The organism is Brevundimonas sp. LjRoot202, assembly GCF_964253355.1.
Classification (GTDB): Bacteria; Pseudomonadota; Alphaproteobacteria; order Caulobacterales; family Caulobacteraceae; genus Brevundimonas.
On record NZ_CAXUQW020000001.1, the window covers coordinates 646,283 to 672,305 of the forward strand.

Here is a 26,023-nt window from a genome sequence, read left to right on the forward strand (position 1 = left end):
CCGCCGGACCGGCGGGCGCGCTATCAGGCCCGCCATGACCGACCTCCCCCTTAAAGATCGCATCGCCCTCGTCGTCGGCGCCTCGCGCGGCATCGGCTACGAGACGGCGCTGGCGCTGGCCAGAGCCGGCGCGCACGTCATCGCCACGGCCCGCACCCAGGGGGGGCTGGAGGAACTGGACGACGCCGTCTTTGCGGCCACGGGCAGGCACGCCACCCTGATCCCGTTCGATCTGGTCGACGGCGGGGCGATCGACCGGCTGGGCGGGGCCATCCATGAGCGCTTCGGGCGCCTGGACATCTGGGTGCAGGCGGCGGCGACCATGGGGGCCGAGGGCCTGACGCCGGTCAGCCACGCCGACCCGCGCGGCTTCGCCAAGGTCGAGAAGACCAATTTCACCGCCGTCTATCGTCTGATCCGCTCGCTGGAGCCGTTGCTGAGGGCCTCGGAAGCGGGACGGGCGATCTACGTCACCACCAGCGTCGCCCACGCACCGAAGGCCTTCTGGGGCGCCTATGCGGCGACCAAGGCGGGGGCCGAGGCGCTGGTTAAATGCTGGGCTGACGAGATCGAATCCACGCCGGTTCGGGCCGCCATCGTCGATCCGGGCCGGATGCGCACCCAGTTGCGGGCGCAAGCCTACCCGGGCGAGGACCCGGAGACGGTGACGCCTCCGTCGGCTATCGGGCCTCTGATGGTCGAGCTGGCGCGCGGCGATGTGGAGCCGCCGCTGGAGGTCAGCTTCAGGGACTGGAGCCAGGGTCCCGGCGTGGCCGCGCTGATCTGAGGCGACATTCCCCGGCGTTCAGCAAGCCTTTGCAATTTCCGCGCGATACTCCTGGCAACCGGAGCGGTATCGTGGCGCCAGAGTTCAGTGAGGGCTATTTCGCGGCCGTGGCCCGCGCCAGTCAGGATGTGATGCGCATCCTGAACCTGGATGGCGTCGTCGAATATATGAACGAGCGCGGGCTGGAACTGCTCGAGATCGACAGCTTCAGCGCCAACCACGGCCGCGCCTGGCAAGACCTCTGGCCATCCAAATCCCGCGGCGATCTCATCGCCGCGCTGGAGCGGGCGCGCAAGGGAGAGGCGGCGGGATTCACCGGCTACTGTCCGACCGCGAAGGGCCGGCCACGGTGGTGGCACACCCTGGTTTCGCCTGTCCGGGACGGCGACGGTTCGGTGGTCCGGCTTCTGGCCGTATCCCGCGACGTCACGGCCGAGCACCGCCGTGAAGCCCGGCTCGAACTGGCGCTGAAGCGTGCGCAGGAAGCGGAGTCGGCCAAGGATTCCTACCTGATGTACCTGCGGGAGGCGCTGGACGTTCTCCCGGCAGGGCTGGCCTTCTACGACGCCGACGACCGGCTGGTGATCTGGAACCGGCAGTATGTGGCGGCGGGCGGCACCGACGAGGCCTCCACCAACCTGGAAGTGGGGCTGGGTTTCGCCGACCTGCTACGGCGCGAACTGGCGGCGAACCGCCATCCCGAGGCGATCGGGCGCGAGGAAGAGTGGCTGGCCGAAAGCCTGGAGGCCCGGCGACGGGCGCAGGGTCCGCGCGAGCAGGAACTGACCAACGGCCGGTGCTACCGGTTCGAGGACCAGCGGCTGTCGGACGGCGGAATCGTCTCGATCGCGGTCGATATCACCGGCCTGAAGCGCCGGGAGGCCGAACTCGAGCGCACCGCCAGCGAGCTGGCCACGGCCAAGGCGGCTGCCGAGACGGCCAACCAGGCCAAGAGCGAGTTCCTCGCCAATATGAGCCATGAGATCCGCACGCCCCTGAACGGCGTCGTCGGCATGGCCGACCTGCTGTGCCGCAGCGCCCTGCCTTCGAAAGAACAGGAGTTCGCCGAGATCATCCGAAGTTCGGGCCAGACCCTGGAACGGCTCCTGTCGGACATTCTGGACCTGGCGCGGGTCGAGTCGGGCAGCGTCACCCTGGAACGGACCACCTTCCATCTGGGCGAGGCGATCCGCGGCGCGGTCGCCCTGTCGCGCCTGAAGGCCGAAGAGAAGGGGCTCGATCTCAGATTGGCCATCGACCCCGCTCTGGACGGACCGGTCGAGGGCGATCCGACCCGGATCCGGCAGATCCTCACCAATCTGCTGTCCAATGCGATCAAATTCACCGAGGCCGGCGTGGTCGAGGTCGGCGCCGCCGTGCCGCGTGAAGGCGTCATGCGGCTGTCGGTGCGCGACAGCGGCGTGGGCTTCGACGCGGCGGCCAAGGCGCGCGTGTTCCGCCGCTTCGAACAGGCGGACGGCTCGATCACCCGCCGGTTCGGCGGCACGGGCCTGGGCCTGGCGATCTGCCGGCAGCTCGCGGAGCTGATGGGCGGCGAGATGGACTGCACCAGCGCCCCCGGAGACGGCTCGACCTTCTGGGCCGACCTTCCGCTGACGCGGGCCGAGACGCCCCAGGCCGCGCCCGTCGACGAACCGGCGGCGGCGGCGTTCGACGGCGCGCTGCGGGTGCTGGTCGCCGACGACCACGCCACCAACCGCAAGGTCGTCGAGCTGATCCTGACAGGCGCCGGCGCGGAAACCACATGTGTCGAAGACGGGGCGCAGGCGCTGGACGCGTTCCGCGCCGACGTCTTCGATCTGGTGCTGATGGACATGCAGATGCCGGTGCTGGACGGGCTGTCGGCGGTCCGCGCCATCCGGACGTGGGAAGCCGAACAGGACCGGCCGCCGACGCTGATAATGATGCTGACGGCCAACACCCTGCCGGAGCATGTCTCGGCAGGGATGGAGGCGGGCGCCGACGGACATATCTCCAAGCCGATCACGGCCAGCCGGCTGCTGGCGGCGGTGGAGGACGCGCTCAGCGGCCTGGGAGAGACCGATGGCAACGAGGCACCGGTCCACGCCGAGGGCTGAGTCAGGCGGCGCAGCCGTACCCGCCAGTTCCAGTGCCGCTAGAGATCAACTTCAGGCAGTGAGGCCAACGATTGGGTGTCGCGGCCCTGACCCGACAACTACGTGTGGACCACGATATATATAAATCCAGTCAAACCAGCGGCGACTATCGGCGTGACTGTAAGCTTTTGGATCGCCTCGTTAGCCCTCTGGCCTCGCGCGACCAAAACGTTCGAATTGAAGATAAGGCGTTCTTCTAAGTCCTCAGCCATCTCGGCCTTCATGTCTTTTATGGACTTGGCTGATTTGACATCTTCGAGGAAATTGCTCGGGAAATAGCCTAGGGGGTGAAACTCCACACATTCAGCACTTTGCAATGCGTTCCGTGCCGCCAAGATAAAGCCAATACATCCCATCACGGCGAATAGGCCAATCCACGGTAGCGCGTTCACAAAGGACAAGCCGGCAAGGGCGGCGGACGCGGCGGTAAGTGCTACTGAACCAGATAGCAACGCCGATGCCCGTTGATCAGCGGCTGTCGCGAATGCGTTCTGAGACGCCATCCTCGCTTCCGCTTGACTCACAACTAGGGAGAGCGTGTCCTCCGAGCCTTTCCTGAATTCATCTGCGGACAATATCTTGGCCCCCTCAAAGCCCCCGCCTGAAACGCGCATTCGGATAGATGAAAGTGCCGACGTTCACAGACCTTCTCCGAAACCTGCATCTGGCGGATCGAAACCGCAATCACCGGCTGTGAACACTGGCAAATCACCGCCCCCGAAGAAGGTGAAGTAGCTTTGGCACCATCCAAACCCCCTCCTGAGCGGCGCGACTACGTCAAAGATAGCCCACCTGTGCGGCCCCCTGCGCCGCCGCCGCCGCCGCCGCCGCCGCCCACTCACCCTACGCGGCGATAGTGCCACCTAGTTCCCGGTTGCAGCCGCTGGCTCTGCCGGGAACTACTTTTTCGGCAGATGCTTCTGGCCGGTGCGCACCCGGCCCGAGCGGGAGACCTGCCTCGCCCCTCCCCGCGCGCCCTTCTGGACCGCGACGGACGAGCCGGCCTTCTTGTTGGCGCTGGATTTGAGCCCGGCCAGCGGCTTGGTCTTGCCCTTGCCGGCCTTCTTCTGCTCCAGCGCCTTGCCGGGCAGGTTGGACAGGCGGTCGGCGGCCTCGGCCTTCTTGATGACCCGGCGCGGCGCGGTCTTGGCGTCGCCCTTGTAGCGCTCGGGGCCCGACTTGGAGCCGCCCGGGGCGTAGGGGTTCTCGCTGCCCGACTTGACGATCAGGCGGATCGGCGTGCCCGGCAGGTCGAAGGACTCGCGCAGATTATTGACCAGATAGCGCTTGTACTGCTCCGGCATGGCCTCGGCGCGGCTGGCCATCAGCACGAAGGTCGGCGGCCGGGCCTTGGTCTGGGCCATGTATTTGGGCTTGATCCGCTTGCCGTCGACGGCGGGCGGCGGATGCCTCTGGGTCGCCAGGGCCAGCCAGGTGTTGAGGTCCTTGGTCTTGACCTTGACCGACCAGGTGGCGTGGGCCTGAAGTACGGCGGGCATCAGCCGCTCGACGCCGCGGCCGCTGTGGGACGACAGGGCCACGAAGGGCGAGCCCTTCAGCTGGGGCAACTTGTCCTCGGCCATCTGCTGGAGCTTGGCCAGCTTCGCCTGGGGCTCGGTCTCGAGGTCCCATTTGGCGGCGACGTAGACCAGCGCCCTGCCCTCGCGCTCCACCAGGTCGGCCAGCTGCAGGTCCTGGGTGTCGAAGGCGTCGTCCTTGTCCATGACCAGCACGACCACCTCGGCGAAGGTGATGGCGCGGATGGTGTCGGCGACCGACAGCTTCTCAAGCTTCTCCTGCACCCGGGCCTTGCGGCGCATGCCGGCGGTGTCGACCAGACGGATGTTATGGCCTTCGTATTCCCAGTCGACCGAGATGGAGTCCCGGGTGATGCCGGCCTCGGGGCCGGTCAGCATGCGGTCCTCGCCGATCAGGCGGTTGATCAGGGTCGACTTGCCGGCGTTGGGGCGGCCGATGATGGCGATGCGGATCGGTTTGTCGGGTTCGTCGATCTCTTCGATGAAGATGTCGGCGCTGGCGGTGACGATGGCGGCATAGAGGTCCGCCATGCCCTCGCCGTGCTCGGCTGAGATGGCCACGGGCTCGCCGAAGCCGAGAGCGTAGGCCTCGCCGATGCCGCCGCCGCTCTCGCGGCTCTCGGACTTGTTGGCCAGCAGGACGACAGGCTTGTGCTGATGGCGCAGACGGTCGGCGAAGATGCGGTCCAGCGCGGTGACGCCCTCGCGCGCGTCCATCATGAACAGGATCAGGTCGGCGTCTTCGAGCGCCGCCTCGGTCTGCTCGCGCATCCGGGATTCGAGGCTTTCGTCGGTGACATCCTCATAGCCGGCGGTGTCGATCAGGGTCAGGTCGAGGTCGCCGATATTGCCGTCCGCATAGCGCCGGTCGCGGGTCACGCCCGGGCGGTCGTCGACGAGCGCGAGGCGCTTGCCGACGAGGCGGTTGAACAATGTCGACTTGCCCACGTTGGGGCGGCCGACGATGGCGACTTTGAGAGCCATGTCGGCCTTCTAACGCAGATTGGGAGCTACTGGGTCAGCGAATGCTGACCAACTGGCCCCGGTCGGTGAGCACGTAGAGGGCGCCGTTGTAGGCGGCCGGGGCGATGAAGGCGGGGCCGCCCAGTTTCAGCGAGGCGGTCTGGACCCCGGTCTTGGGATCGAAGGCGACCAGTTCGCCGTCCGAATTGACCAGCACCAGCCGGTTGGAGGCGAGCAGCGGACCCGACCACACCGGACGCACGGTGCGGTCCCACAGGCCGAAGAAGCCGCCTTCCTGGCGGATGCGGCCCTCGTTGAGGTCGCGGCTCCAGTAGACCTGACCCGACTCGCGGTTGACCAGGGTCAGTTCGCCGGCCTTCGAGACGACATAGACCACGTCGCCGACCGGCAGGGGGGCGTTGACGCCGGCGACGGGCAGTTGCCACTTCGGCTGGCCGGTGCGGACGTCGATGGCCGACATGATGCCGGAATGGCCGACGGCGTAGACGACGCCGCGGCTGACCACTGGACGGCCCGCGATGTCGCGGATCTCGGACAGCGCGCTGGTCCGGCTGGTGCGCGACAGCACCTGCTGCCACAGCGCCTGGCCGGTGGCGGCGCGCAGGGCGACCAGTTCGCCGGACGAGAACGGCGCGATCACGGTCTCGCCGGTCACGGCCGGGCTGGACGCCCGCATGATCCGGGCGGGCTCGGGGATGCCGCGATAGGCCCAGACCTGCTGGCCGGTGTCCACGTCGAAGGCGAAGATCTGGTTCTCGACGTCGACGACATAGACCCGCGTGCCCGAGAACGTCGGCGCGCCGTGGATCGGCACGTCGACCGGCGTGGTCCACAGCACCGCGCCGGTGGCCTGGTCGACCGCGCTGACGGTGCGGTAGCCGGACGAGATGAACACCTTGCCGTCGCCGACCGCGACGCCGCCGCCGAAGCCGCCGCCGGTCGAGCTGCCGCCGAGGCCGAGGCTGAAGAAGCTGCGCTGGAATTCCTGCTCGTCGGGCTTGAGGTTGGCCTTCCAGGCGACCGAGCCGCTGCCGGAATCGACGGCCGTGACCGTAGCCTCCCCGTCCATGACGAAGACGCGGCCGTTATCCGCCACCACCGGGGCCATGACCTGACGCGTGTTCGAGGAGCCGGCGCCGATATCCCGGCGCCAGGCGACCGCGAATTCGGGGGCGGCGATGACATGCTCGACGGCGTTCTCGGCGTTGCCGCCGGGCTGTGTCCAGGCGGTGGCCGGCTGGGGGCCCGGCAGGAAGAAGTCGCGCCCGGAGAGGGCGGCCGACGGCGCGAGCTGCTGTTCGAACTCGAGCACCGAGATGCGCTCGCCCTCGGTCGCACGGGCCTGGGGTTCGTCCGCGCCGCCGAGGCCGAACGGCAGGGCCCGGCGGACGGTGCCGCACGAAGCGACGGTGACGGCGAGCCCGCACAGCAGGGCGACTTTGAGCACGCGATTCATGGCGGACGTCCTGAAAGCGGGGTTCACGGGCGGGCCGGGGCGACCGGGGCGGGTTGTTGGCCGCCCTGCGGACGCGCCGCCGCCGCGCGGGCGGCGGTGGCCTCGGCCGCGCCCATGGCCTCGGTGATGGGCTTGAGATTGGGCGCCGTGCCGGCGTCGATCGAGCCGATGATCACGTCGGCGCGCTGGCTGATTTCCTGCGGTGTATCGAGGCTGTTCTTCAGCACCACGAGGGTAGACCGGGCCTCGGCGGTCTTGCCGTGCTGCAGCTGGGCCAGCGCCAGGGACTCTCGGGCGAAGGCGCGGAAGGGACGGCCCTCCTTCGTCAGGGGCTCCAGCCGGGCCTGAATATCCTCGAGGCTGGCGGTGTCCATCAGCAGCAGGGCGGCCTTCCAGCGGGCCCCGTCAACCAGCAACGGGTCGCGGGTGGCCGCGGCGGCCTCGTCGAGCAGTTCGATGGCGTCGGGAATGCGATTGGCTTCGACGGCGATGCCGGCGCGATGTTGAAGCGCCAGCGCCTTGTAGGCGGCGTTGCCCTCGTCGGCGGCCTGGACGAAGGCGGCGTCCGCCCCGACCGGATTGTTGGCCTCAAGCGATTCGAGGCCGCGCTGATAGGCGATCGAGGCCTTGTCGGCCTTCGAGGTCTCCATCTTCTGCCAGCCCCACCAGGCCAGCGCGGCGATCAGCGCGACGAGAAGCACGCCGCCGGCGACCGGCAGCCAGGTGCGGGCCAGCCGCTTGTATCGATCGGAGCGAAGCTCCTCCTCGACCTGATCGAAGACATCAACCACGGATACGTCGCCCCAAAAGTCGCAGAAAATCCAACCGGCCGGACCCTAGAGACTCGTTCCCCGCGCCGCAACGCGGGCTTTAGGAGGAAACCGGCTTTTTCGAGAAGTAGGTCTCGACTTCGGCAGGAAAACGGCGGGCCTTGACGTCTTCGGCGTAGGCGGCGACCGCCCGGTCGATCTCGGACCGCAGATCGGCGTAGCGGCGGACGAACTTCGGGGTCCAGTCAAACAGGCCCAGCATGTCGGGCGTGACGAGGATCTGGCCATCGCAGGCGGCCGAGGCGCCGATGCCGATGGTGGGCTTGTCCACCGCCGCGGTGATGTCGCGGGCCAGCCCTTCGGCCACGCCCTCGATGACGATGGCGAAAGCCCCGGCGTCGGCGGTGGCCTCGGCCTCGGACATGACCCGCAGCCGCTCCTCGTCCGTGCGGCCCTTGGCCTTGAACGCGCCATCGGTCAGCACGGCCTGGGGCCGCAGGCCGACGTGGCCCATGACCGGGATGCCGCGCTGGACCAGATAGGCGATGGTCTCCGCGACGGTGGGGCCGCTTTCCACCTTCACGCCCTGGGCCCCGGTTTCCTTCATGACCCGGGCGCAGTTCTCATAGGCCTGCTCCTTGCCGCCTTCGTAGGAGCCGAACGGCATGTCGATGACGACCATGGCCCTCTTCGAGCCCCGCATGACGGCCTGGCCGTGCAGGATCATCATCTCGAGGGTGACGCCGACGGTGTTCGGCATGCCGTGCACCACCATGCCCACGCTGTCGCCGACCAGCAGCAGGTCGCAATGGTCGTCGAGCAGGGCGGCCGTCGGGGCGTCGTAGGCCGTCAGGCAGACGACGGGCTCGCCGCCCTTGCGGGCGAGGATGTCGGGCGCCGCGATGCGGCGGACGGCTTCCTGCTTCTGGCTGGACATGGGCGGCCTCCTGTTCGGAGCCCTAGATAGGCGCCGGCGGACGACCCGTCATCCCCGATCACACTTCCTGCGACAGCTTCATCACGCCGGCCGCGGCGAGGGCGATCAGGGCCCCGGCGGCGATCCAGAACAGCTGCATGCCGCCCATCGAGCCCAGTTCCAGGTTGGCGAGGCCGAGTTGTTCCAGTCCGGACTGGATCGAACCCTGGACGTTCAGCGAGGCGGACTGGATGCCCTGGCCCAGGGCGTCTCCGGCCACCACGCCCTCGCGGGAGCCGAGCTGGATGTCGACGGACATGGTCTCGCGCACCGCGACGACCCCGCCGACCAGGCCGGCCAACGACAGGGCGATGAAACGGACGCGGGAGCCCTTCTGCAGCCGCTGCTCGACCCGGGCTGTGAACAGGGGCGCGTCGGGCATGGCGGGGGTTCGCGCGAACAGACGCTCCACAAAGGGATCGAACTCGTCAGCCGACATGCTGCGTTCTCCCCAGGGGCTGTGCGGGTTCCGGTTGGAGCCGCGCGCGGAGTTTATCCAGACCACGTTTGACATGAGACTTCACCGTGCCGAGTGGCAAATTCAGGGCGGAGGCGATCTCGGGATGCGCCATGCCCGCTCCGTGACAGAGGGAGACACAAAGGCGTTCGGGTTCGCTGAGCGCCTTCAAGGCTTCATCGAGGTCGACCAGGCCCGCGTGATCGGTTGCGGGCGCGACATCTTCGCTCTCGATTTCAGCGACGTAGCGGGCTTCCTTGGCGACCCGCTTGATGTAGAGCCGCGCCGCGATGCGTTTGACCCAAGCTGCGAAGGTCCCCTCGCCGCGGAACTCGCCGCAGCGCTGGAACGCCTGGATGAAGGCGTCCTGGGCGATGTCGTCGGCGAGCGAGGGCTGGGCCCCCATGCGCCGCAGCAGGGCGCGCACCGCCGAACCGTGGCGGCGCACCAGTTCACCGAACTCCCGCCGTCCGCCCGCCGCCGCGAGGGCGGCGAGCTCGACATCGTGCCGGTCGACCAGAGGCTGGGTCATGGCATGTCCCCCTGTCGTCCCGGCCCTATTCCTTGTTCGGGTTGAAGAAGCTGAGGACGATGAAGGCCAGGCCGATGACCGCCGGGATGCAGGCGACGCCCAGCAGGCCGTTGTCGAAACCATCGCTGTGCCAGTGGCCTCCACCCATGTCGCTGACGGCGCCGAAGGCGGCGATGCCGATGCCGACGGCCAGCCAGATGATGCCGCGCCGGATGTCCCGTGTGCGCGAAGGCAGCTTGCTGGCGACATCCTTGGTCATGGCGTCGATGAGCTCGGGCGGCAGGTCCTGGCCCTTGTCGATGGCGTGGCGGACCGTCGTTTGCATTTCACGCTTCTCGCGCGACTTCAGATACGTCGGGCCGACGATGATGGCGGTGATGGTGCCGAAGACGGCGAAAATCGCGAAAATCGGAATGAAGTCTTCCATGGGTATCCCCTCTTTCTCGAAACCGGAGCCTGATGCTTCGGCCTTCTGACGACAAGAGGCGCCGGCGCCCCGCCATGGATGCGATCGGGCGGGTGAAACTTTCGTAAGGCGGACGCAGGGGGCTAGAAGGGTCCGACCGGAGTCCTGCCATGATCGATCGCCGCATGCTTCTCACAGGCCTCATCGCCACCCCGCTGGCCGGCGCCGCGTGCGCCACCTTGCCGGCGGGCGGCGGGCGCAGGCTGAAGCTGGTCTGCTTCAACATCTGGCACAATCAGGGCGACTGGGCCGCGCGGCTGCCGCTGCTGGTCGAGGCGATCCGGGCCGCGGACCCCGACGTGATCGCCCTGCAGGAGGTGCTGGAGGACGCCGCCGTCGGCCTGCCCAACCAGGCCCGGACCATCGCCGACGCGCTGGGCGGTTATGAGATGCATTTCGTCTCGACCGATCCGGAGGATGCGCCCCGGCGCTACGGCAACGCGGTTCTGAGCCGCCTGCCGGTCATGGCCCATGATTCGAAAAGGCTGGAGCCGCTGGACGACTACCGCACCGCCATCCGGGCGCGGGTCTCGCTCGACGGCCGGGCGATCGACGTCGTCAACACCCATCTGGCGTGGAAACCCGAGCAGGCGCCGGTGCGGGCGCAACAGATCGCCGACCTCATGGCCTGGCTGCCGCAGGACGGCACGCCGCTGATCGTCATGGGCGATTTCAACGCGGTGCAGGAAGACGCCGGGCTCAACGCCCTGACCGGTCCGCGCTTCGTCAGCGCCCTGCCCCGCGGGGCGGCGGAAACCACCCTGAACCCCGCCAAGGGCCACGCACCGCGGGTCATCGACCATATCTTCGCCGAAGCGGCGCATTTCCAGCCGGTCAGCGCCTCGGTGCTGGGAGCCACGCCCGTCGGCGGCGAATACCCATCGGACCATTTCGGCGTTGCGGCGACCCTCCGGGTGCGCTGAACCTGCAACTGGCCCGCCCGCGTGGCGTTGGCCCCATGATATGCCCGAGGCCCGCCCCTTCCGGAGAGAACGCCAGATGGTCCAGATCACCTATCGCATCGTCGAACACGACGGGGGCTGGGCCTACCAGCTGGGGGACACCTATTCCGAAACCTATCCGGATCACGACTCGGCCCGGGCGGCGGCGGCGGCGGCGGCGCGGGAGCAGAAGGTGCCGGACGAGAACGCCCTGATCGAATACGCCGATGCGTCCGGCCGCTGGATCACCGAACGAGCCGACGGCCACGACCGGCCGGAGACCGAGGTCGAGGGCTGATCGCGTTCCGATTTGCGCTATGATCCCTCCGTCGAACTGAGGAGGTGTCAGCCGTGAACCGTATCCGGATCGCCCTCGCCGCCTGCGCGCTTGTCGCCTGCAGCGCCCCCGCGCCGGCTACGGCCCGGCAGGTGCAGTTCTACGACGTGCCGTCCGGCGGACGTCCCCACGACGTGGCCGTGACGGCGGACGGCGAGGAGGTCTGGTGGACGGTCCAGCGCGGCGGCGCCCACGGCATCCTCGACCCGGACACCGGCGAGACGACGATCGTGCCGCTGGGCGAGGGCTCGGCCCCGCATGGGGTGATCGTCGGCCCGGACGGTAACGCCTGGATCACCGACGGCGGCCAGAACGCCATCGTCCGCGTCGACCGGGAGACCCGCGCGGTCAAGGTCTGGCCGCTGCCGGAGGAGACCGGCCCGATCAACATGAACACGGCGACGTTCGACCACCGCGGACGCATCTGGTTCACCGGACAGACGGGCTTCTACGGCCGGCTGGACCCCGCGACGGATGACATGAAGGTGTGGGCGGCGCCGCGCGGACGCGGTCCCTACGGCATCACCACCACCCCGTCCGGCGAGGTCTGGTACGCCTCGCTGGCGGGCAGCCACATCGCCAAGGTCGATCTGAACACCGGCGAGGCCACCATCGTCGAGCCGCCGACCCCGAACCAGGGGGCTCGGCGCATCTGGTCGGACAGCCGGGGCCGGCTGTGGGTCAGCGAATGGAACAGCGGCAACGTCAGCGTCCACGACCCCCGCGACGGCAGTTGGCGCACCTGGAGGCTGCCGGGCGAGGCCCCGAAGACCTATTCCGTCTATGTCGACGAGGCCGACAAGATCTGGCTGACCGACTTCGCGGCCAACGCCATCGTGCGCTTCGACCCCGTGACCGAGACCTTCGAGAGTTTCCCCAGCGACCGGTCGGGGGCGAACGTGCGCCAGATGCTGGGACGGCCGGGCGAGGTCTGGGGGGCGGAATCAGGGACGGACCGATTGGTCGTCATCCGGCACGCGACCGAATGATCTGGCTTCTGCTTCTCGCCCTTTCGGGGCCGCCGCAGACGCCGCCCGACCCCGGCGCGCGCGCTTTCCAGCGGTGCGCCGCCTGCCATTCGCTGCGCGAGGACGCCCGCAGCCCCGCGCCCAGCCTGGGCGGCGTGGTCGGCCGACGTGCCGGAGCGGTGGAGGGCTTCGCCTATTCGGACGCCATGCGGGCGGCCGGGCGGCGAGGGCTGGTCTGGGACGAGGCCACGCTGGATCGGTTCCTCGCGGACCCCGACACGGTCGTGCCAGGCACGGACATGCCCTATCAGGGCGGGAGCGCCGCCGAACGCGCGGCGGTGATCGCCTGGCTGCGTCAGCACCCCTGAACGACGGCGTTCACCGCAACGCCTTGTGATCGATCAAGGGTAGGCGCGGCGCGGCGCGACGGTTAGTCCTGCAATGTCTGTCAGATGGAACCGGTTACATGCGTCACCTGCCCCTCCCCGCCCCGACCCGCCGCGCGCTTCTGGCCGGAGGCGCGCTGACGGCGGGGCTGATGCTGGCGCCGCGCATCGCGGCGGCGCAGGCGATGGCGAACCTGGAGCGGGTCAACGCCCTGATCGCCCGCATGACTATCGAGGAGAAGGCGGGCCAGCTGAACCTGCAGAACGACCCGTTCCGCTGGCGGCCCGAGGGGGTCAATCCGGGCGATACGCTGGACGCCAACCAGGAACAGACCGCCGCCGACATCCGCGCCGGCCGCATCGGGGCCCTGTTCAACGGCGTCGGCGCGGCGACCACGAGGCTGGTGCAGGACATGGCGGTCAAGGACAGCCGGCTGGGCATCCCCCTGCTGTTCGCGGCCGATATCGTCCACGGCCTACGCACCACCTTCCCCGTACCCCTCGGCGAAGCGGCGAGCTGGGACGTCGACCTGGCCATGCGCACGGCGCGGGCGGCGGCGGTCGAGGGCGGAGCGGCCGGGGTTCACCAGACCTATGCGCCGATGGTCGATATCGGCCGCGACCAGCGATGGGGCCGCGTCGTCGAGGGCGCGGGCGAGGACGTGCTGCTGGGCAATCTGTTCGCAGCGGCGCGCACCCGCGGCTTCCAGGGCGACGACCTGAAGGCGTGGTCGTCGCTGCTGGCCTGTCCGAAGCATTTCGCGGCCTATGGCGCGGCCGAGGCCGGTCTCGACTACAACTCGACCGACATGAGCGAGCGCGAGCTGCGCTCGGTCTACCTGCCGCCGTTCAAGGCCGCTTTCGACGCCGGTGCCCTGTCGACCATGAGCGCCTTCAACGACCTGAACGGCGTCCCCACCAGCGGCAACAAATGGCTGCTGACCGACATCCTGCACGGGGAATGGGGCTTCACCGGCTTCGTGGTCTCGGACTACACCTCCGAGGAGGAGCTGATCGCCCACGGCTACGCCGCCGACGGCCGCGACGCGGCGCGCATCGCCCTGATGGCCGGCGTCGACATGTCGATGAAGAGCGGCCTGTACATGAAGCACATCCCGGAACTGGTGCAGTCGGGCGACGTGCCGGTCGAGCGCGTCGACGAGGCGGTGCGGCGGGTGCTGATGACCAAGGCGGCGCTGGGCCTGTTCGAGAATCCCTACCGGGGTTCGGACGTCCGTCTGGAGCGGCGTGTGACCGGGACCCGCGAGCACCTGGCGCTGGCCCGCGAGGCCGGCCGCAAGTCGATCGTGCTGCTGAAGAACGACGGCGGCCTGCTGCCGCTGCCGAAGACCGGCAAGCGCATCGCCCTGATCGGCCCGTTCGGCGCCGACAAGGTCGACCTGTTCGGCCCGTGGTCGATCTTCAAGGACGGCAAGCTGGCGGTGTCGCTGGAGGAAGGCCTGCGCGCGGCGATGGGCGAAGGCGCGTCGCTGAGCGTGGTCAAGGGCTCGGACGTGGAGGCGCCGCTGGAAGGCGGGATCGCGGCCGCCGTCGCCGCCGCGAACGAGGCGGACGTGGTGCTGCTGGCCATCGGCGAGAGCCAGAACATGTCGGCGGAGGCCCAGTCGCGGGTGGATATCGGCATCCCCGAGCCGCAGCTGGCGCTGGCGGAAGCCGTGGCCGCGACCGGCAAGCCGGTGGTGGTGCTGCTCCGTCACGGCCGGGCCATGGAGCTGAGCGGCGCGGTGAAGGACGCGCCGGCGATCCTCGCCACCTGGTTCCTCGGCTCCGAGACCGGCCACGCCGTCGCCGACGTGCTGTTTGGCGATCACGCCCCGACCGGCCGCCTGCCGGTCAGCTTCCCGCACTTCTCCGGCCAGTCGCCGTATTACTACGCGCACAAGACCACCGGCCGGCCGGCCACGACGCGCAACGAGGGCTTCAAGGCGCAGTTCCGCGAGACCTCGAACACCGCCCTCTATCCGTTCGGCCACGGCCTGACCTATGCGCCGGTGACCTATTCGGCGGTGCGGCTGTCTGCGCCGACGATGGCGTGGAACGGCGAGATCGCGGCCTCGGTCACCTTGACCAACACGGGTTCGCGCGACGCGTCCGAAGTGGTGCAGATCTACATCCGCGACCGGGCCGCCTCGATCACCCAGCCGGCGCGGCTGCTCAAGGGCTTCCGGCGGGTGACCGTGCCGGCCGGCGGCTCGGTCGAGGTCAGCCTGCCGCTGACCTTCGCCGACCTGCTGTTCCTCGGACCGGATTTGACGCCGACGGTGGAGCCGGGCGCGTTCGACGTCTGGCTCTCGCCCGACGCCCAGGCCGGCGAGCCGGCGCCGTTCACCCTGACCCGCTGAGGCGTCAGCCGACCGCCGTCTCGTAAAGCTCCGGCTTGAAGCCGACTAGGGTCCGGTCGCCCAGATCCAGCACCGGGCGTTTGATCATCGACGGCTGGGCCAGCATCAGGGTGATGGCCTTGTCGGCCGTCAGGTCCGCCTTGTCCGCCTCGGGCAGGGCCCGGAACGTCGTGCCGGCGCGGTTCAGCACCGTCTGCCAGCCGTGTTCCGCCACCCAGTCCTCCAGCCGCGCGCGGTCGATCCCGGCCTTCTTGTAGTCGTGGAAGGCGAAGGCGACGCCGCGCTGGTCCAGCCAGACGCGGGCCTTCTTCACCGTGTCGCAGTTGGGGATGCCGTAGAGGGTATGGGTCATGGCGTCTGTTTGCCCAGCCGCCCCCGCGACCGCAAGGCGCCAGGCGCTTGCATTTAACCGATCAGTTTAATATTGTGGAGCGGTCAACAACAGGAGACCGCCATGACTGCCCTCCCCCCACGTCAGAAAGTCGTTCCCTGCCTCTGGTTCGACAAGGAAGCCGAGGAAGCCGCAAACTTCTATGTCTCGTTGCTGCCGGACTCCCGCATCGACTCGGTCGTCCGCTCGCCGAGCGACTATCCCAGCGGCAAGGCCGGAGACGTGCTTGTGGTCGAGTTCACCCTCGCCGGCAGCCGCTACACCGGCCTGAACGGCGGGCCGATGTTCAAGTTCAATGAGGCCATATCGCTGCAGATCGACTGCGAGGACCAGGCCGAGGTGGACCGGCTGACCGAAGCCCTGTCCGCCGTGCCCGAGTCGGAGCAGTGCGGCTGGGTCAAGGACCGCTACGGACTGTCGTGGCAGATCGTGCCCTATGCCCTGCCCCGGCTGCTGGCCGACCCCGATCCGGCCGTGGTCAAGCGGGTGTTCGACGCCATGATGAACATGAAGCGGCTCAACGTCGCGGCGCTCGAAGCCGCAGCGAGAGGCTAAAGGGTCCGGCCCCGGTCGGCGTCGATCGGAGCCGGATTCCATCATCCCCGCCGCGAGGAACAGTCACAGGCGCGGTGGCGTTCCGGTTGTTTCGCTCGTGCGCAAGGGATGACGCCATGACCACCTTTACGGTCGGATACCTGATCGGCAGCCTGGCCAGGGACTCGATCAACCGGAAACTGGCCAAGGCCCTGATCCGGCTGGCCCCCGAAACCCTGGAGTTCCATGAGATCTCGTTCGGGGAGCTGCCCATCTACAGCTACGACTACGACGCCGACTATCCGCCCGAGGCCCGCGCCTTCAAGGCCGCGATCAAGCGGTCCGACGCGGTGCTGTTCGTGACGCCGGAGTACAACCGGTCGATCCCCGGCGGCCTCAAGAACGCCATCGACTGGGCCAGCCGGCCGTACGGAACCAATGCTTTCGCGCGCAAGCCGTCGGCGGTGATCGGGACCTCTCCGGGCGCCATCGGGACCGCCGTGGCCCAGCAGAGCCTGCGCAGCGTGCTGGGCTTCCTCAACGCGCCCCAGATGAACGCGCCCGAGGCCTATATCCAGTTCACTCCCGGGCTGATCACCGACGATGGCGAGGTCACCGTGGGGTCGACCGAGGAATTCCTGCGAACCTATATGGAGGAGTTCCACACCTTCATCGCCCGGGTTCTGACGGTCCTGCCGCGCGAAGAGTGAGGGCCCTCAACGCCCGGCGATCAGGGGCCAGCGTCCGAGCACGTTGTATTTCGTCCGGCCCAGCTCGCTGTGGATCAGGAGGAGTTCGTCGACCGTCCAGCGGACCGGTTCGACGGGCTGCCCGGCGATGCTCGCCGGATGATAAAGCAGCGTCACGTGCGGGTTGAACTCGATCCGTGACAAGGGCTTCACGCCGGCGCGGATGAGTCGATCCCAGAGCGAACGCCGGAAGGCCCGCAGGTCGTCCAGGCCCTCGCCGCCCTGCAGCACAAATGGCTTCCTTTGCGCCGCGCCGGAAAAACTGGCGGCCCGGTCGAAGGTCACCTCGAACGGCGGGGCCGCCGTGTCCTCCCCGACCCGCAGGGTATCCGCCACCACGCCGCGGGGCAGTCCGGCGAAGTCTCCGATGTGGATCAGGGTGACGTGAAACCGGTCGGTGCGCAGCGGCGCCGCGGAGATCGCGTGCATCCGCCGCGACCGGTCAGCCGTCTGCGCAATGGCCTCGGCCGCGCGGGGGTCGGGCATGACGGCGAAGAACAGGCGGTCGGTCGGCTCGGCGCTGGCGAAGCCTTCGAAGCCCAGTTGTTCCGAACCCATTCCCATTCGATCGTCTCCCGTTCGCATCAAGCAGCGATTCTCGTGTCATGTATGACGCTGGACGCCGGCGGAAGATGCTGGACGATCCGCAGATCGGGCCGGGAGCGCCCATAGGGAGGACAGGATGGCGGGACCAACGGGGGCGGCGGGGCCGGACACGGCCGGCGCGGACAGGGTCAATTTCGGCTTCATCGCCCTGATCGTCGCGGTGGCGACCATCGGCGGCTTCATGTTCGGCTATGATTCGGGAGTCATCAACGGCACCCAGGACGGGCTGGAGGGGGCCTTCAACCTGTCGGCGCTCGGCACCGGCTTCAACGTCGGCGCCATCCTGCTGGGCTGCGCCGCCGGCGCGTTCGTGGCCGGACGGCTGTCGGACCTGATCGGGCGCAAGACGGTCATGCTGATCGCCGCCGCGATGTTCATCATCAGCGCCCTGTGGGCGGGAGCGGCCGACAGTTCGATGCATTTCATCCTCGCCCGCTTCATCGGCGGCCTCGGCGTCGGGGCGGCCAGCATCCTGGCCCCGGCCTACATCTCGGAGGTCACGCCCGCCTCGATCCGCGGCCGCCTGTCCAGCGTGCAGCAGATCATGATCATCATCGGCCTGACCGGCGCCTTCGTGGCCAACTACGCCCTGGCGGCGACCGCCGGGGGCTCGACCGCCGAGTTCTGGATGGGCTTCCCCGCCTGGCGCTGGATGTTCTGGCTGCAGGTCATCCCCGCGGCGATCTATTTGCTGGCCCTGCTGCTGATCCCGGAGAGCCCGCGCTTCCTCGTGGTCAAGGGCCGGGAGGCGCAGGCCGAGGCCGTGCTGACCCGCCTGTTCGGCGCCGACGCCGCCCGCCGCAAGGTGGTCGAGATTCGCGAGTCGCTGGCCCGGGACCACAAGCCCAAACTGGCCGACCTGCTGGACCCGATCACCCGCAAGGTGCGCCCGATCGTCTGGGCCGGTCTGATCCTGGCGATGTTCCAGCAGCTGGTCGGCATCAACATCGTCTTCTACTACGGCGCCGTGCTCTGGCAGTCGGTCGGCTTCTCCGAGAACGACGCCCTTCAGATCAACATCCTGTCCGGCGTGCTCTCCATCGCGGCCTGCCTGGCGGCCATCGGTCTGATCGACAAGATCGGCCGCAAGCCGCTGCTGCTGATCGGCTCGGCCGGGATGGCGCTGACGCTGGCGGTCATGGCCTGGTGTTTCTCGCAGGCCCAGGTCATCGACGGCGCCCCTCACCTGCCCGGCCAGATCGGCTTGATCGCCCTGGTCGCGGCCAACGCCTATGTGGTGTTCTTCAACTTCAGCTGGGGCCCGGTGATGTGGGTCATGTTGGGCGAGATGTTCCCGAACCAGATGCGCGGTTCGGCGCTGGCCGTGGCCGGCTTCGCCCAGTGGATGGCCAACTTCGGCATCTCGGTCAGCTTCCCGGCCATGGCCGCGGGGCTGGGCCTGACCGTCACCTACGGCTTCTACGCCGTCAGCGCCTTCGTCTCCTACTTCCTGGTCCAGGCCTGGATTCGGGAGACGCGCGGGCGCGAACTGGAAGACATGACGGGCTGACCGCGCGCGCGTCATCCCCTATCCACCTTCACGGGCGGCGCGCCCTCGCCGCCCGTGTCACTGTTGAGGACCGGCCATGACCGACACCATCGAACTGTCCCACTGGATCAACGGCGAGATGGTCCCGGCCGACCGGCCCTCGGAAAGCCTGAACCCGTCGGACACCCGCGATCTCGTGGCCCGCACCCCGGACGGCGGCGTGGACGAGGTCAACGCGGCGGTGGCGGCGGCCAAGGCGGCCTTCCCGGCCTGGTCCGAGGCCTCGCCCGAGGTGCGCTCGGACATCCTCGACAGGGCCGGGACGCTGGTCATGGAGCGACGGGAGTCACTGGGCCGGCTGCTGTCGCGCGAAGAGGGCAAGACCCTGCCGGAGGGGATCGGCGAGACCGTGCGGGCCGGCCGCATTCTCAAATATTTCGCCGGCGAGGCGCTGCGCATCCACGGCCAGAACCTGGCCTCCGTGCGGCCGGGCGTCGAGATTCAGACCTACCGCCAGGCGGTCGGCGTGTTCGGCCTGATCACGCCGTGGAACTTCCCGATCGCCATCCCGGCGTGGAAGGCGGCCCCGGCGCTGGCCTTCGGCAATACGGTGGTGATGAAGCCGGCCGGCCCGACGCCTGCGACCGCCGAGGCGCTGGTGGCCATCCTGCACGAGGCGGGGCTTCCGAAGGGTGTGATGAACCTGGTCATCGGCCGCGGCGGCGTCGGCCAGGCCATCGTCGACCACCGGGACGTGGACGGCGTCTCCTTCACCGGCTCGCAGGGCGTCGGCGCGGGCGTGGCGCTGGGCGCGGTCAAGCGGCAGGCCCGGGTGCAGCTGGAGATGGGCGGCAAGAACCCGCTGATCGTGCTGGACGACGCCGATCTGGAGCGGGCGGTCCAGATCGCGCTGGACGGCTCCTTCTTCGCCACCGGACAGCGCTGCACCGCCTCCAGCCGGTTGATCGTGCAGGACGGCGTCCATGACCGCTTCGTCGCCGCCCTGGCGGAGAAGGTGGCGGCGCTGCGCGTCGGTGACGCCCTCGACCCCGACACCCAGATGGGCCCGGCGGTCTCGGAGGATCAGATGGAGACCAGCTACCGGTACATCGACATCGCCCGGGAGGCCGGCGGGCGTCTGGTCACCGGCGGCCAGCGGTTGAAGCTGGACAAGCCCGGCTGGTACGTCCAGCCGACCCTGATCGCCGACACCGACGCCGCGATGCGCATCAACACGGAGGAGGTCTTCGGCCCGGTCGCCTCGACCATCCGGGTGAAGGACTATGAAGAGGCGCTGGCCGTCGCCAACGGGGTGGAGTTCGGCCTGTCGGCGGGGATCGTCACCCGTTCTCTGAAGCACGCCCGGGACTTCCAGAGGCGCGCGAAGGCGGGGATGACCATGGTCAACCTGCCGACGGCCGGGGTCGACTATCACGTCCCGTTCGGCGGTTCGAAATCATCCAGCTACGGTGCGCGCGAGCAGGGCTTCGCGGCGGTGGAGTTCTTCACCCAGACCAAGACCGCCTACAGCTGGAGCTGAGCGCCGCCCTGGCCGCCCGTCATTCCCACTCGATGGTGCCGGGCGGCTTCGAGGTCACGTCGTAGACGACCCGGTTGACCCCCCTCACCTCGTTGACGATGCGGGTGGCGGTCTTGCCGAGCACGTCCCACGGGAATTCGAAGAAGTCGGCGGTCATGCCGTCCGTGGAGGTGACTGCGCGCAGGGCCAGCACCTTCTCATAGGTGCGGGCGTCGCCCATGACGCCGACGGTCTTGACCGGCAGCAGGACAGCGAAGGCCTGCCAGATCTGGTCGTACAGGCCGGCCTTGCGGATTTCCTCGAGGTAGATGGCGTCGGCCTGCTGCAAGGTCTCGACGGCTTCGGGCGTGATTTCGCCGGGGATGCGGATGGCCAGGCCGGGCCCGGGGAACGGGTGACGCCCCACGAAGGCGTCCGTCAGGCCCAGTTCACGGCCCAGGGCGCGGACCTCGTCCTTGAACAGTTCGCGCAGCGGCTCGACCAGCTTCAGCTTCATAAAGTCGGGCAGGCCGCCGACGTTGTGGTGGCTCTTGATCACCGCCGAGGGACCGCCCGAGGCCGAGACGCTCTCGATGACGTCGGGATAGAGGGTGCCCTGGGCGAGGAATTCCGCCCCCTCGATCTTGTGGGCCTCGCGGTCGAAGATTTCGATGAAGACGCGGCCGATGGTCTTGCGCTTGGTCTCGGGGTCCGAGACGCCGGCCAGTTGCCCGAGGAATTCCTTCGACGCATCAACGTGCACCAGCGGAATGTTGTAGTGCTCACGGAACAAGGTGGTGACCTGTTCGGCCTCGTCCTTGCGCAGCAGACCGGTGTCGACGAAGACGCAGGTGAGCTGGTCGCCGATGGCTTCGTGAATCAGCACCGCAGCGACCGAGGAATCGACGCCGCCGGACAGGCCGCAGATGACCTTCGCCGGGCCGACCTGTTCGCGGATCTGGGCGATCTTCTCGTCGCGGTAGGCCGCCATGGTCCAGTCGCCCTTCAGCCCGGCGATGCCGAACAGGAAGTTGCGGTAGATCTCGGTCCCACGCGGGGTGTGGTGGACCTCGGGGTGGAATTGGACGGCGTAGATTTTCCGCGCCTCGTCCGCGATGGCCGCGAACGGAGCCCCGGCCGAGGTGGCGACGACCTTGAAGCCCTCGGGGATGGCGGCGACCCGGTCGCCATGGCTCATCCACACCGGCTCGCGATGATCGACGGCGCCGATGCCGGCGAACAGCGGCGTCTCCTCGGCGATGACGATCTCGGCGCGGCCGAACTCGCGGTGATGGCCGCCCTCGACCTTGCCGCCCAGCACGTCGCACAGCAGCTGCTGGCCGTAGCAGATCGCCAGCATCGGCAGGCCGAGGTCGAACAGCTTGCGCCCGATGCGCGGGCTGTCAGGCTCCAGCACGCTGGCGGGACCGCCGGACAGGATGATGGCCTGCGGCTTCAGCACATCGACCACCGCCTCGGCTTTGTCGAAGGGATGGATCTCGCAATAGACGTTGGCCTCGCGCAGGCGGCGGGCGATCAACTGGGTCACCTGGCTGCCGAAGTCGACGATCAGGACCTTCTGGTGATCAGCGGGGGCGGTCATGCGGGCTCCGTGGCGGCAGGCGTGAAATGGTCATGCAACAGGTCGAGCGCTTCGGCCAGTCGCTGGTCGACCTCCGCCAGGGCGTCGGTCCAGTGCTCGAGGGCGCTCAGATCGGTCCGGCCGTCGCTGACGCCGCGCAGGCCGAGCACCGGCACGCCGAACCGGGCGGCGGCGCGGACCACGGCGAAGGTCTCCATGTCGACCATGTCGGCGTCCACGGCGTCATAGGCGGCGCCGGAGACCACGCTGCCGCCTGTCGCCAGCCGGGCTGACGGCAGGGAGGCGGGGGCGTCCGCCAGCGGCAGGACGGCGGGCAGGCGCGGATATGGCGTCTCGCCGCGTGGAAAGCCCAGGACGCTGGCGTCCATGTCGCGGTAGCTGACGTGCGAGATCCGATAGACGCGGGCGTGGTCCAGCGTTCGCGAACCCGCTGAGCCGAGCGAAACGACCATGTCCGGCAAGCAGCCCTCGGCTCGCAGGTCGGCCAGCGCGTGGCTCACCGCCGCGGCGGCTTCCACCGGACCGACGCCGGTGATCAGCGGCTGGATGCGCGCCTTCAGGGCCGGGCCGTACTCCGGCTCTGCAGCCATGACGCACAGGACGGTCTTCGGACCGAAGCGGGAAAGGGCCCAGGCGCGGCTCACGCCCGCCGCTCGTAGAGGGCGAGGAAGAAGCCGTCGGTGTTGGTCGAGGCGGGCGACAGGCGCAGACGGTGGCCAACGGCGTTGGCCGCCAGACGCTCGCGGGCGGCGTTGGTCAGGGTCGCGGCGTCCAGCAGGGTGGCGACAGGCAGGGCCGCGAAGTTCGGGTGAGCGGCCTCGAAGGCGTCGGCGGTGGCCTCGTTCTCCCGCGTCAGCATGGAGCAGGTGACGTAGGCCAGACGGCCCCCCGGCTTCACCAGCGCCACGGCCTGGGCGAGGATGCGGAGTTGCAGGGCATGCAGGCGCTCGACCTCGTCGGGCTTGAGCCGCCAGGCGTCCTCCGGGCGGCGGCGCCAGGTCCCGGAACCGCTGCACGGCGCATCGACGAAGACGAGATCGACCTTGCCGTTGAATTCCTCGACCCCGCCGCCGTTCTGGCCGATCAGGCGCAGGTCGGCGGCGACGCCGGCGCGCTCCAGGCGCGGGCGGATGTTGTCGAGCCGCTTCTGGACGACGTCGCAAGCGATCAGCCGCATGCCGGCGGCGAGCGGCGCGGCCCGGCGGGCGGCGGCCTCGTCCTCGCCGGTGGGCGACCAGCCGGCGGGTTTCGGTGCGCGGACCATCGAGGGATCAGCGTCCGCCAGACCCTGCGCGGCCAGCGCCAGCGTCTTGCCGCCGCCGCCGGCGCAATAGTCGACGACGATGCTCTCAGGCGTGAAGTCGAGGCCCGAACCGGCGAGCCATGTGACGATCTGGCTGCCTTCGTCCTGGATCTCGATCCGGCCCGCCTTGAAGGCTTCGAGCGCCTGCACGTTGGGCGGCGGTTCCGACGACAGACGCAGGCCGCGGGCCGACCAGGGCGTCGGCTCGGGCGCGAGGCCGGCGGCGGTCAGTTCGGCGGCGACGGCGTCCACCGGTGCTTTCGCCGTGTTGATGCGCAGGTCGATCGGCGCGCGCGGGGCCATCAGCTCCCGGGCCTCCTCGCTCCACCGGTCGCCGAAGGTCGCCTTGAAGTCCTCGACGACGAACTCGGGCAGGCCGGCGGCGACCCAGCCGGGCAGGTCGCCCTCACCCGCCGTGATGCGGGCGCGTTCCTGCTTGGAGAGCGGACGGGGGCCGTAGCCCTCGCCGGCGTGCAGGGCCTCGATCTCCTCCAGTGACAGGCCGTCGATCAGGGCCAGCGAGCCTATCACCAGCGCCCGGCCGTCCTCGCGGCCGCCCATGGCCCAGACCAGCCGGCCGCGGGCGCGCAGCACGCGGTAGACGCGGTCGGCGACGGCGCGGCGGTCCTTGGAGCCCGCGTAGCGGTTGGCGGCGCCCCATGCCTTGAGCACGACCTCGGCGGGGGCTCGCCCCTGGGCGATGCTGTCGAGAACGGAGGCGGCGGCGGCGAGGCGGGCGGCTGGGGTCAAGTCAGGCTTTCAAAGGAACAGGGCGGCGATGACCATCACCAGCCCGGCGGCGGCGGCGAGCCAGGCCAGCGAGCGGACGTAAGGCACGCCGAAGGCGTAGAGCGGCAGGTAGACCAGCCGCCCGAAGAAGTAGAGGTGCGCCCCGAGGGCGGTCAGCGCCCCGTCCTTACCGGCGATATGCGCCATGATCACGGCGGCGGCGAAGATCGGCAGGGTCTCGAACAGATTGGCCTGGGCCCGCATCAGCCGGCCGGCGACCTTGCCGGGCGGCGGCGATACGACGTCGCGCGGGCCGGCGTTCCATTTGACGCCGAGCTCCGCCGTCCGGGCCACGGCCGCCGCACCGATCTGGACCAGCGCCAGGATCAGGGTGAGAGCCAGCAGAATGAACTCGGGCGTCATATCCATGGCCAGCTCTCCCCGTCTCAGCCCTGCCGGTAGTTCGGCGCCTCGCGCGTGATCATCACGTCGTGAACGTGGCTCTCCCGCAGGCCGGCCCCGGTGATGCGCACGAAGCGGGCGCGCTCCTGGAAGTCGGCGATGGTGGCGGCGCCGACATAGCCCATGGCGGCGCGCAGCCCCCCGACCATCTGGTGCAGCACCGGGGCGATCGGCCCCTTGTAGGGGGTCTGGCCCTCGATGCCTTCGGGCACCAGTTTCATCTGGTCCGAGACTTCCTTCTGGAAGTAGCGGTCGGCCGAACCGCGGGCCATGGCCCCGACCGAGCCCATGCCCCGGTAGGACTTGTAGGACCGGCCCTGGTACAGGAAGACCTCGCCCGGGCTTTCGTCGGTGCCGGCGAACATCGAACCCATCATGGCGGCCGAGGCCCCGGCCGCGATGGCCTTGGCCAGGTCGCCCGAATATTTGATGCCGCCGTCGGCGATGACCGGGGCGCCGCTGTCGCGGGCGGCCCGGACGGCCTCCATGACGGCGGTCAGCTGGGGCACGCCGACGCCCGCGACGATGCGGGTGGTGCAGATGCTGCCCGGCCCGATGCCGACCTTCACGGCGTCGGCGCCCGCGTCGATCAGGGCGCGGGCGGCGTCATAGGTGGCGACGTTGCCGGCGATGATCTGGATGCGGTTGGACTCGCGCTTGATGCGCTCGACCACCTGGGCGACCTGGATCGAATGGCCGTGGGCGGTGTCGATCACCACCACATCCACCCCGGCCTCGGCCAGGGCCATGGAGCGCTCGTAGCCCGCGTCGCCGACGGTGGAGGCGGCGCCGACCAGCAGGCGGCCCTGATCGTCCTTGGCGGCGTGGGGGTGAGCCTGGGCCTTCTCGATGTCCTTCATCGTGATCAGACCAGTGGCCCGATAGGCCTCGTCGACGACGATGACGCGCTCGATCTTGCGGTCGCGCAGCAGGGCCAGCGCCTCGTCGCGCCCGGCGCCCTCGCGCACGGTGATCAGGTCGCCCGAGGTCATCAACTCGGCGGCCTTGCGGTTCGGATCGGTGTCGAAACGCATGTCGCGGTTGGTCAGGATGCCGACCAGCTTGCCCGAGGCCGGATCGACGACCGGGAAGCCGCTGATCTTCTTCCTGGCGCGGATGTCGCGGATTTCGCCAAGAGTGGTCTGCGGCGTTATGGTCACCGGATTGATGACCATGCCGCTCTCGTAGCGCTTCACCTCGCGGACCTGATCGGCCTGTTCCTCGACCGTCATGTTGCGGTGGAGCACGCCGAGGCCGCCGGCCTGGGCCATGGCGATGGCGAGGCGGCTTTCGGTGACCGTGTCCATGGCGGACGAGGTCAGCGGGATGTTCAGCCTGATGTCGCGGGTGAGCTTCGTCGAGACGTCCGCGTCGGCGGGCATGATCTCGGACGGGCCGGGTTCCAGCAAAACATCGTCGAAGGTGAGCCCTTCGCGTATCTCCATGAGGAGTCTCCGTTTTGCGGGCCGCGTATAGCGGTGGAAGGCGGGGAACCGCAAGGGCCGCCCGGTCCTATGATGACGATAAGAACAATTGCCT

26 protein-coding genes are annotated in these 26,023 nt (G+C 69.1%); 11 read left to right on the plus strand and 15 right to left on the minus strand.

Features of this window, described 5'->3' with window-relative positions; translation table 11 throughout:
* The first annotated feature begins 34 nt into the window (after positions 1-34).
* Both ACSQ1L_RS03575 and ACSQ1L_RS03580 read left to right on the plus strand, forming a co-directional pair.
* Entirely contained in the window at positions 35-787 is a 753-nt protein-coding gene (locus ACSQ1L_RS03575) for an SDR family NAD(P)-dependent oxidoreductase (protein WP_435992007.1), read from the plus strand.
* Positions 788-858: 71 nt separating this feature from the next.
* Entirely contained in the window at positions 859-2,886 is a 2,028-nt protein-coding gene (locus ACSQ1L_RS03580) for an ATP-binding protein (RefSeq protein ID WP_435992009.1), read from the plus strand.
* 98 nt (positions 2,887-2,984) lie between these two features.
* Here ACSQ1L_RS03580 and ACSQ1L_RS03585 read toward each other — a convergent pair whose 3' ends face one another.
* The 8 genes from ACSQ1L_RS03585 to ACSQ1L_RS03620 all read right to left on the minus strand — a co-directional run bounded on the left by ACSQ1L_RS03585 (position 2,985) and on the right by ACSQ1L_RS03620 (position 10,065).
* Entirely contained in the window at positions 2,985-3,428 is a 444-nt protein-coding gene (locus tag ACSQ1L_RS03585; RefSeq protein WP_435992011.1) for a hypothetical protein, read from the minus strand.
* Between the two features lie 396 nt (positions 3,429-3,824).
* Entirely contained in the window at positions 3,825-5,447 is a 1,623-nt protein-coding gene (gene der / locus ACSQ1L_RS03590) for a ribosome biogenesis GTPase Der (protein WP_435992013.1), read from the minus strand.
* Positions 5,448-5,481: 34 nt separating this feature from the next.
* Positions 5,482-6,903 (minus strand): outer membrane protein assembly factor BamB family protein, encoded by a 1,422-nt coding sequence (locus ACSQ1L_RS03595; RefSeq protein WP_435992015.1) that lies wholly within the window; start codon positions 6,901-6,903, stop codon positions 5,482-5,484.
* A 23-nt stretch (positions 6,904-6,926) separates the two neighbouring features.
* A complete protein-coding gene (locus ACSQ1L_RS03600; protein ID WP_435992017.1) occupies positions 6,927-7,694 on the minus strand; it encodes a tetratricopeptide repeat protein in 768 nt (255 codons plus the stop codon).
* A 79-nt stretch (positions 7,695-7,773) separates the two neighbouring features.
* Positions 7,774-8,610: a 3-methyl-2-oxobutanoate hydroxymethyltransferase gene (gene panB, locus ACSQ1L_RS03605; protein WP_435992019.1), complete on the minus strand. Its 837-nt coding sequence runs from the start codon at positions 8,608-8,610 to the stop codon at positions 7,774-7,776.
* A gap of 58 nt (positions 8,611-8,668) precedes the next feature.
* Positions 8,669-9,088, minus strand: a complete 420-nt coding sequence (locus ACSQ1L_RS03610; protein WP_435992021.1) for a hypothetical protein — start codon at positions 9,086-9,088, stop codon at positions 8,669-8,671.
* Positions 9,078-9,638: an RNA polymerase sigma factor gene (locus ACSQ1L_RS03615; protein WP_435992023.1), complete on the minus strand. Its 561-nt coding sequence runs from the start codon at positions 9,636-9,638 to the stop codon at positions 9,078-9,080. The genes ACSQ1L_RS03610 and ACSQ1L_RS03615 overlap by 11 nt, the downstream gene beginning before the upstream one ends.
* A 25-nt stretch (positions 9,639-9,663) precedes the next feature.
* Complete coding sequence (locus tag ACSQ1L_RS03620) at positions 9,664-10,065, minus strand: DUF6249 domain-containing protein (protein ID WP_435992025.1); 402 nt, start codon at positions 10,063-10,065, stop codon at positions 9,664-9,666.
* 149 nt (positions 10,066-10,214) lie between these two features.
* Here ACSQ1L_RS03620 and ACSQ1L_RS03625 point away from each other — a divergent pair, with 149 nt between their 5' ends.
* The 5 genes from ACSQ1L_RS03625 (at position 10,215) to ACSQ1L_RS03645 (ending at position 15,099) form a co-directional block, all read left to right on the plus strand.
* Entirely contained in the window at positions 10,215-11,027 is an 813-nt protein-coding gene (locus ACSQ1L_RS03625; RefSeq protein ID WP_435992027.1) for an endonuclease/exonuclease/phosphatase family protein, read from the plus strand.
* 76 nt (positions 11,028-11,103) lie between these two features.
* Positions 11,104-11,343, plus strand: coding sequence for a hypothetical protein (locus ACSQ1L_RS03630; protein ID WP_435992029.1), 240 nt, complete (start codon positions 11,104-11,106; stop codon positions 11,341-11,343).
* A gap of 53 nt (positions 11,344-11,396) precedes the next feature.
* Positions 11,397-12,371: a Vgb family protein gene (locus ACSQ1L_RS03635; RefSeq protein WP_435992030.1), complete on the plus strand. Its 975-nt coding sequence runs from the start codon at positions 11,397-11,399 to the stop codon at positions 12,369-12,371.
* Positions 12,368-12,718, plus strand: a complete 351-nt coding sequence (locus ACSQ1L_RS03640; protein ID WP_435992032.1) for a c-type cytochrome — start codon at positions 12,368-12,370, stop codon at positions 12,716-12,718. The genes ACSQ1L_RS03635 and ACSQ1L_RS03640 overlap by 4 nt, the downstream gene beginning before the upstream one ends.
* Before the next feature lie 98 nt (positions 12,719-12,816).
* On the plus strand, positions 12,817-15,099 hold the full coding sequence (locus ACSQ1L_RS03645; RefSeq protein WP_435992034.1) for a glycoside hydrolase family 3 N-terminal domain-containing protein: 2,283 nt from the start codon (positions 12,817-12,819) through the stop codon (positions 15,097-15,099).
* 4 nt (positions 15,100-15,103) lie between these two features.
* Here the strand turns inward: ACSQ1L_RS03645 and ACSQ1L_RS03650 are convergent, their stop codons facing one another.
* The gene (locus ACSQ1L_RS03650; protein ID WP_435992036.1) at positions 15,104-15,451 is read right to left on the minus strand and encodes an arsenate reductase; all 348 of its coding nucleotides are present in this window, start codon (positions 15,449-15,451) and stop codon (positions 15,104-15,106) included.
* 102 nt (positions 15,452-15,553) lie between these two features.
* Between ACSQ1L_RS03650 and ACSQ1L_RS03655 the strand changes: the two genes are divergently transcribed.
* Together ACSQ1L_RS03655 and ACSQ1L_RS03660 are read left to right on the plus strand one after the other, a co-directional pair.
* Positions 15,554-16,045, plus strand: coding sequence for a VOC family protein (locus tag ACSQ1L_RS03655; protein WP_435992038.1), 492 nt, complete (start codon positions 15,554-15,556; stop codon positions 16,043-16,045).
* A gap of 116 nt (positions 16,046-16,161) precedes the next feature.
* A complete protein-coding gene (locus ACSQ1L_RS03660) occupies positions 16,162-16,734 on the plus strand; it encodes an NADPH-dependent FMN reductase (RefSeq protein WP_435992040.1) in 573 nt (190 codons plus the stop codon).
* Positions 16,735-16,740: 6 nt separating this feature from the next.
* Here the strand turns inward: ACSQ1L_RS03660 and ACSQ1L_RS03665 are convergent, their stop codons facing one another.
* On the minus strand, positions 16,741-17,337 hold the full coding sequence (locus tag ACSQ1L_RS03665; RefSeq protein ID WP_435992042.1) for a 2'-5' RNA ligase family protein: 597 nt from the start codon (positions 17,335-17,337) through the stop codon (positions 16,741-16,743).
* A gap of 118 nt (positions 17,338-17,455) precedes the next feature.
* Here ACSQ1L_RS03665 and ACSQ1L_RS03670 point away from each other — a divergent pair, with 118 nt between their 5' ends.
* Positions 17,456-18,889, plus strand: a complete 1,434-nt coding sequence (locus ACSQ1L_RS03670) for a sugar porter family MFS transporter (protein WP_435992044.1) — start codon at positions 17,456-17,458, stop codon at positions 18,887-18,889.
* Between the two features lie 76 nt (positions 18,890-18,965).
* Positions 18,966-20,408: an aldehyde dehydrogenase family protein gene (locus tag ACSQ1L_RS03675; RefSeq protein ID WP_435992046.1), complete on the plus strand. Its 1,443-nt coding sequence runs from the start codon at positions 18,966-18,968 to the stop codon at positions 20,406-20,408.
* Between the two features lie 19 nt (positions 20,409-20,427).
* Here the strand turns inward: ACSQ1L_RS03675 and guaA are convergent, their stop codons facing one another.
* From guaA to guaB, 5 genes are read right to left on the minus strand one after another with little or no spacing between them, the layout of a single operon-like run.
* Positions 20,428-21,990 (minus strand): glutamine-hydrolyzing GMP synthase, encoded by a 1,563-nt coding sequence (gene guaA, locus ACSQ1L_RS03680; RefSeq protein WP_435992048.1) that lies wholly within the window; start codon positions 21,988-21,990, stop codon positions 20,428-20,430.
* Entirely contained in the window at positions 21,987-22,634 is a 648-nt protein-coding gene (locus ACSQ1L_RS03685) for a 5'-methylthioadenosine/S-adenosylhomocysteine nucleosidase (RefSeq protein ID WP_435992050.1), read from the minus strand. Before ACSQ1L_RS03685 ends, guaA begins: the two co-directional genes overlap by 4 nt.
* Positions 22,631-24,043, minus strand: coding sequence for an RsmB/NOP family class I SAM-dependent RNA methyltransferase (locus tag ACSQ1L_RS03690; RefSeq protein ID WP_435992052.1), 1,413 nt, complete (start codon positions 24,041-24,043; stop codon positions 22,631-22,633). The genes ACSQ1L_RS03685 and ACSQ1L_RS03690 overlap by 4 nt, the downstream gene beginning before the upstream one ends.
* A gap of 9 nt (positions 24,044-24,052) precedes the next feature.
* On the minus strand, positions 24,053-24,451 hold the full coding sequence (locus ACSQ1L_RS03695; protein ID WP_435992054.1) for an MAPEG family protein: 399 nt from the start codon (positions 24,449-24,451) through the stop codon (positions 24,053-24,055).
* Between the two features lie 17 nt (positions 24,452-24,468).
* Entirely contained in the window at positions 24,469-25,929 is a 1,461-nt protein-coding gene (gene guaB / locus ACSQ1L_RS03700) for an IMP dehydrogenase (protein WP_435992056.1), read from the minus strand.
* Positions 25,930-26,023: the final 94 nt, after the last annotated feature.

What these genes read in the sequence shown, in the direction of transcription:
- ACSQ1L_RS03575 (WP_435992007.1), top strand. Translation starts at nt 35, where the DNA reads ATGACCGACCTCCCCCTTAAAGATCGCATCGCCCTCGTCGTCGGCGCC.
- ACSQ1L_RS03585 (WP_435992011.1), bottom strand. Translation starts at nt 3,428, where the DNA reads ATGGCGTCTCAGAACGCATTCGCGACAGCCGCTGATCAACGGGCATCG.
- der (WP_435992013.1), bottom strand. Translation starts at nt 5,447, where the DNA reads ATGGCTCTCAAAGTCGCCATCGTCGGCCGCCCCAACGTGGGCAAGTCG.
- ACSQ1L_RS03595 (WP_435992015.1), bottom strand. Translation starts at nt 6,903, where the DNA reads ATGAATCGCGTGCTCAAAGTCGCCCTGCTGTGCGGGCTCGCCGTCACC.
- panB (WP_435992019.1), bottom strand. Translation starts at nt 8,610, where the DNA reads ATGTCCAGCCAGAAGCAGGAAGCCGTCCGCCGCATCGCGGCGCCCGAC.
- ACSQ1L_RS03610 (WP_435992021.1), bottom strand. Translation starts at nt 9,088, where the DNA reads ATGTCGGCTGACGAGTTCGATCCCTTTGTGGAGCGTCTGTTCGCGCGA.
- ACSQ1L_RS03615 (WP_435992023.1), bottom strand. Translation starts at nt 9,638, where the DNA reads ATGACCCAGCCTCTGGTCGACCGGCACGATGTCGAGCTCGCCGCCCTC.
- ACSQ1L_RS03620 (WP_435992025.1), bottom strand. Translation starts at nt 10,065, where the DNA reads ATGGAAGACTTCATTCCGATTTTCGCGATTTTCGCCGTCTTCGGCACC.
- ACSQ1L_RS03625 (WP_435992027.1), top strand. Translation starts at nt 10,215, where the DNA reads ATGATCGATCGCCGCATGCTTCTCACAGGCCTCATCGCCACCCCGCTG.
- ACSQ1L_RS03630 (WP_435992029.1), top strand. Translation starts at nt 11,104, where the DNA reads ATGGTCCAGATCACCTATCGCATCGTCGAACACGACGGGGGCTGGGCC.
- ACSQ1L_RS03640 (WP_435992032.1), top strand. Translation starts at nt 12,368, where the DNA reads ATGATCTGGCTTCTGCTTCTCGCCCTTTCGGGGCCGCCGCAGACGCCG.
- ACSQ1L_RS03645 (WP_435992034.1), top strand. Translation starts at nt 12,817, where the DNA reads ATGCGTCACCTGCCCCTCCCCGCCCCGACCCGCCGCGCGCTTCTGGCC.
- ACSQ1L_RS03650 (WP_435992036.1), bottom strand. Translation starts at nt 15,451, where the DNA reads ATGACCCATACCCTCTACGGCATCCCCAACTGCGACACGGTGAAGAAG.
- ACSQ1L_RS03655 (WP_435992038.1), top strand. Translation starts at nt 15,554, where the DNA reads ATGACTGCCCTCCCCCCACGTCAGAAAGTCGTTCCCTGCCTCTGGTTC.
- ACSQ1L_RS03660 (WP_435992040.1), top strand. Translation starts at nt 16,162, where the DNA reads ATGACCACCTTTACGGTCGGATACCTGATCGGCAGCCTGGCCAGGGAC.
- ACSQ1L_RS03665 (WP_435992042.1), bottom strand. Translation starts at nt 17,337, where the DNA reads ATGGGAATGGGTTCGGAACAACTGGGCTTCGAAGGCTTCGCCAGCGCC.
- ACSQ1L_RS03670 (WP_435992044.1), top strand. Translation starts at nt 17,456, where the DNA reads ATGGCGGGACCAACGGGGGCGGCGGGGCCGGACACGGCCGGCGCGGAC.
- ACSQ1L_RS03675 (WP_435992046.1), top strand. Translation starts at nt 18,966, where the DNA reads ATGACCGACACCATCGAACTGTCCCACTGGATCAACGGCGAGATGGTC.
- guaA (WP_435992048.1), bottom strand. Translation starts at nt 21,990, where the DNA reads ATGACCGCCCCCGCTGATCACCAGAAGGTCCTGATCGTCGACTTCGGC.
- ACSQ1L_RS03695 (WP_435992054.1), bottom strand. Translation starts at nt 24,451, where the DNA reads ATGGATATGACGCCCGAGTTCATTCTGCTGGCTCTCACCCTGATCCTG.
- guaB (WP_435992056.1), bottom strand. Translation starts at nt 25,929, where the DNA reads ATGGAGATACGCGAAGGGCTCACCTTCGACGATGTTTTGCTGGAACCC.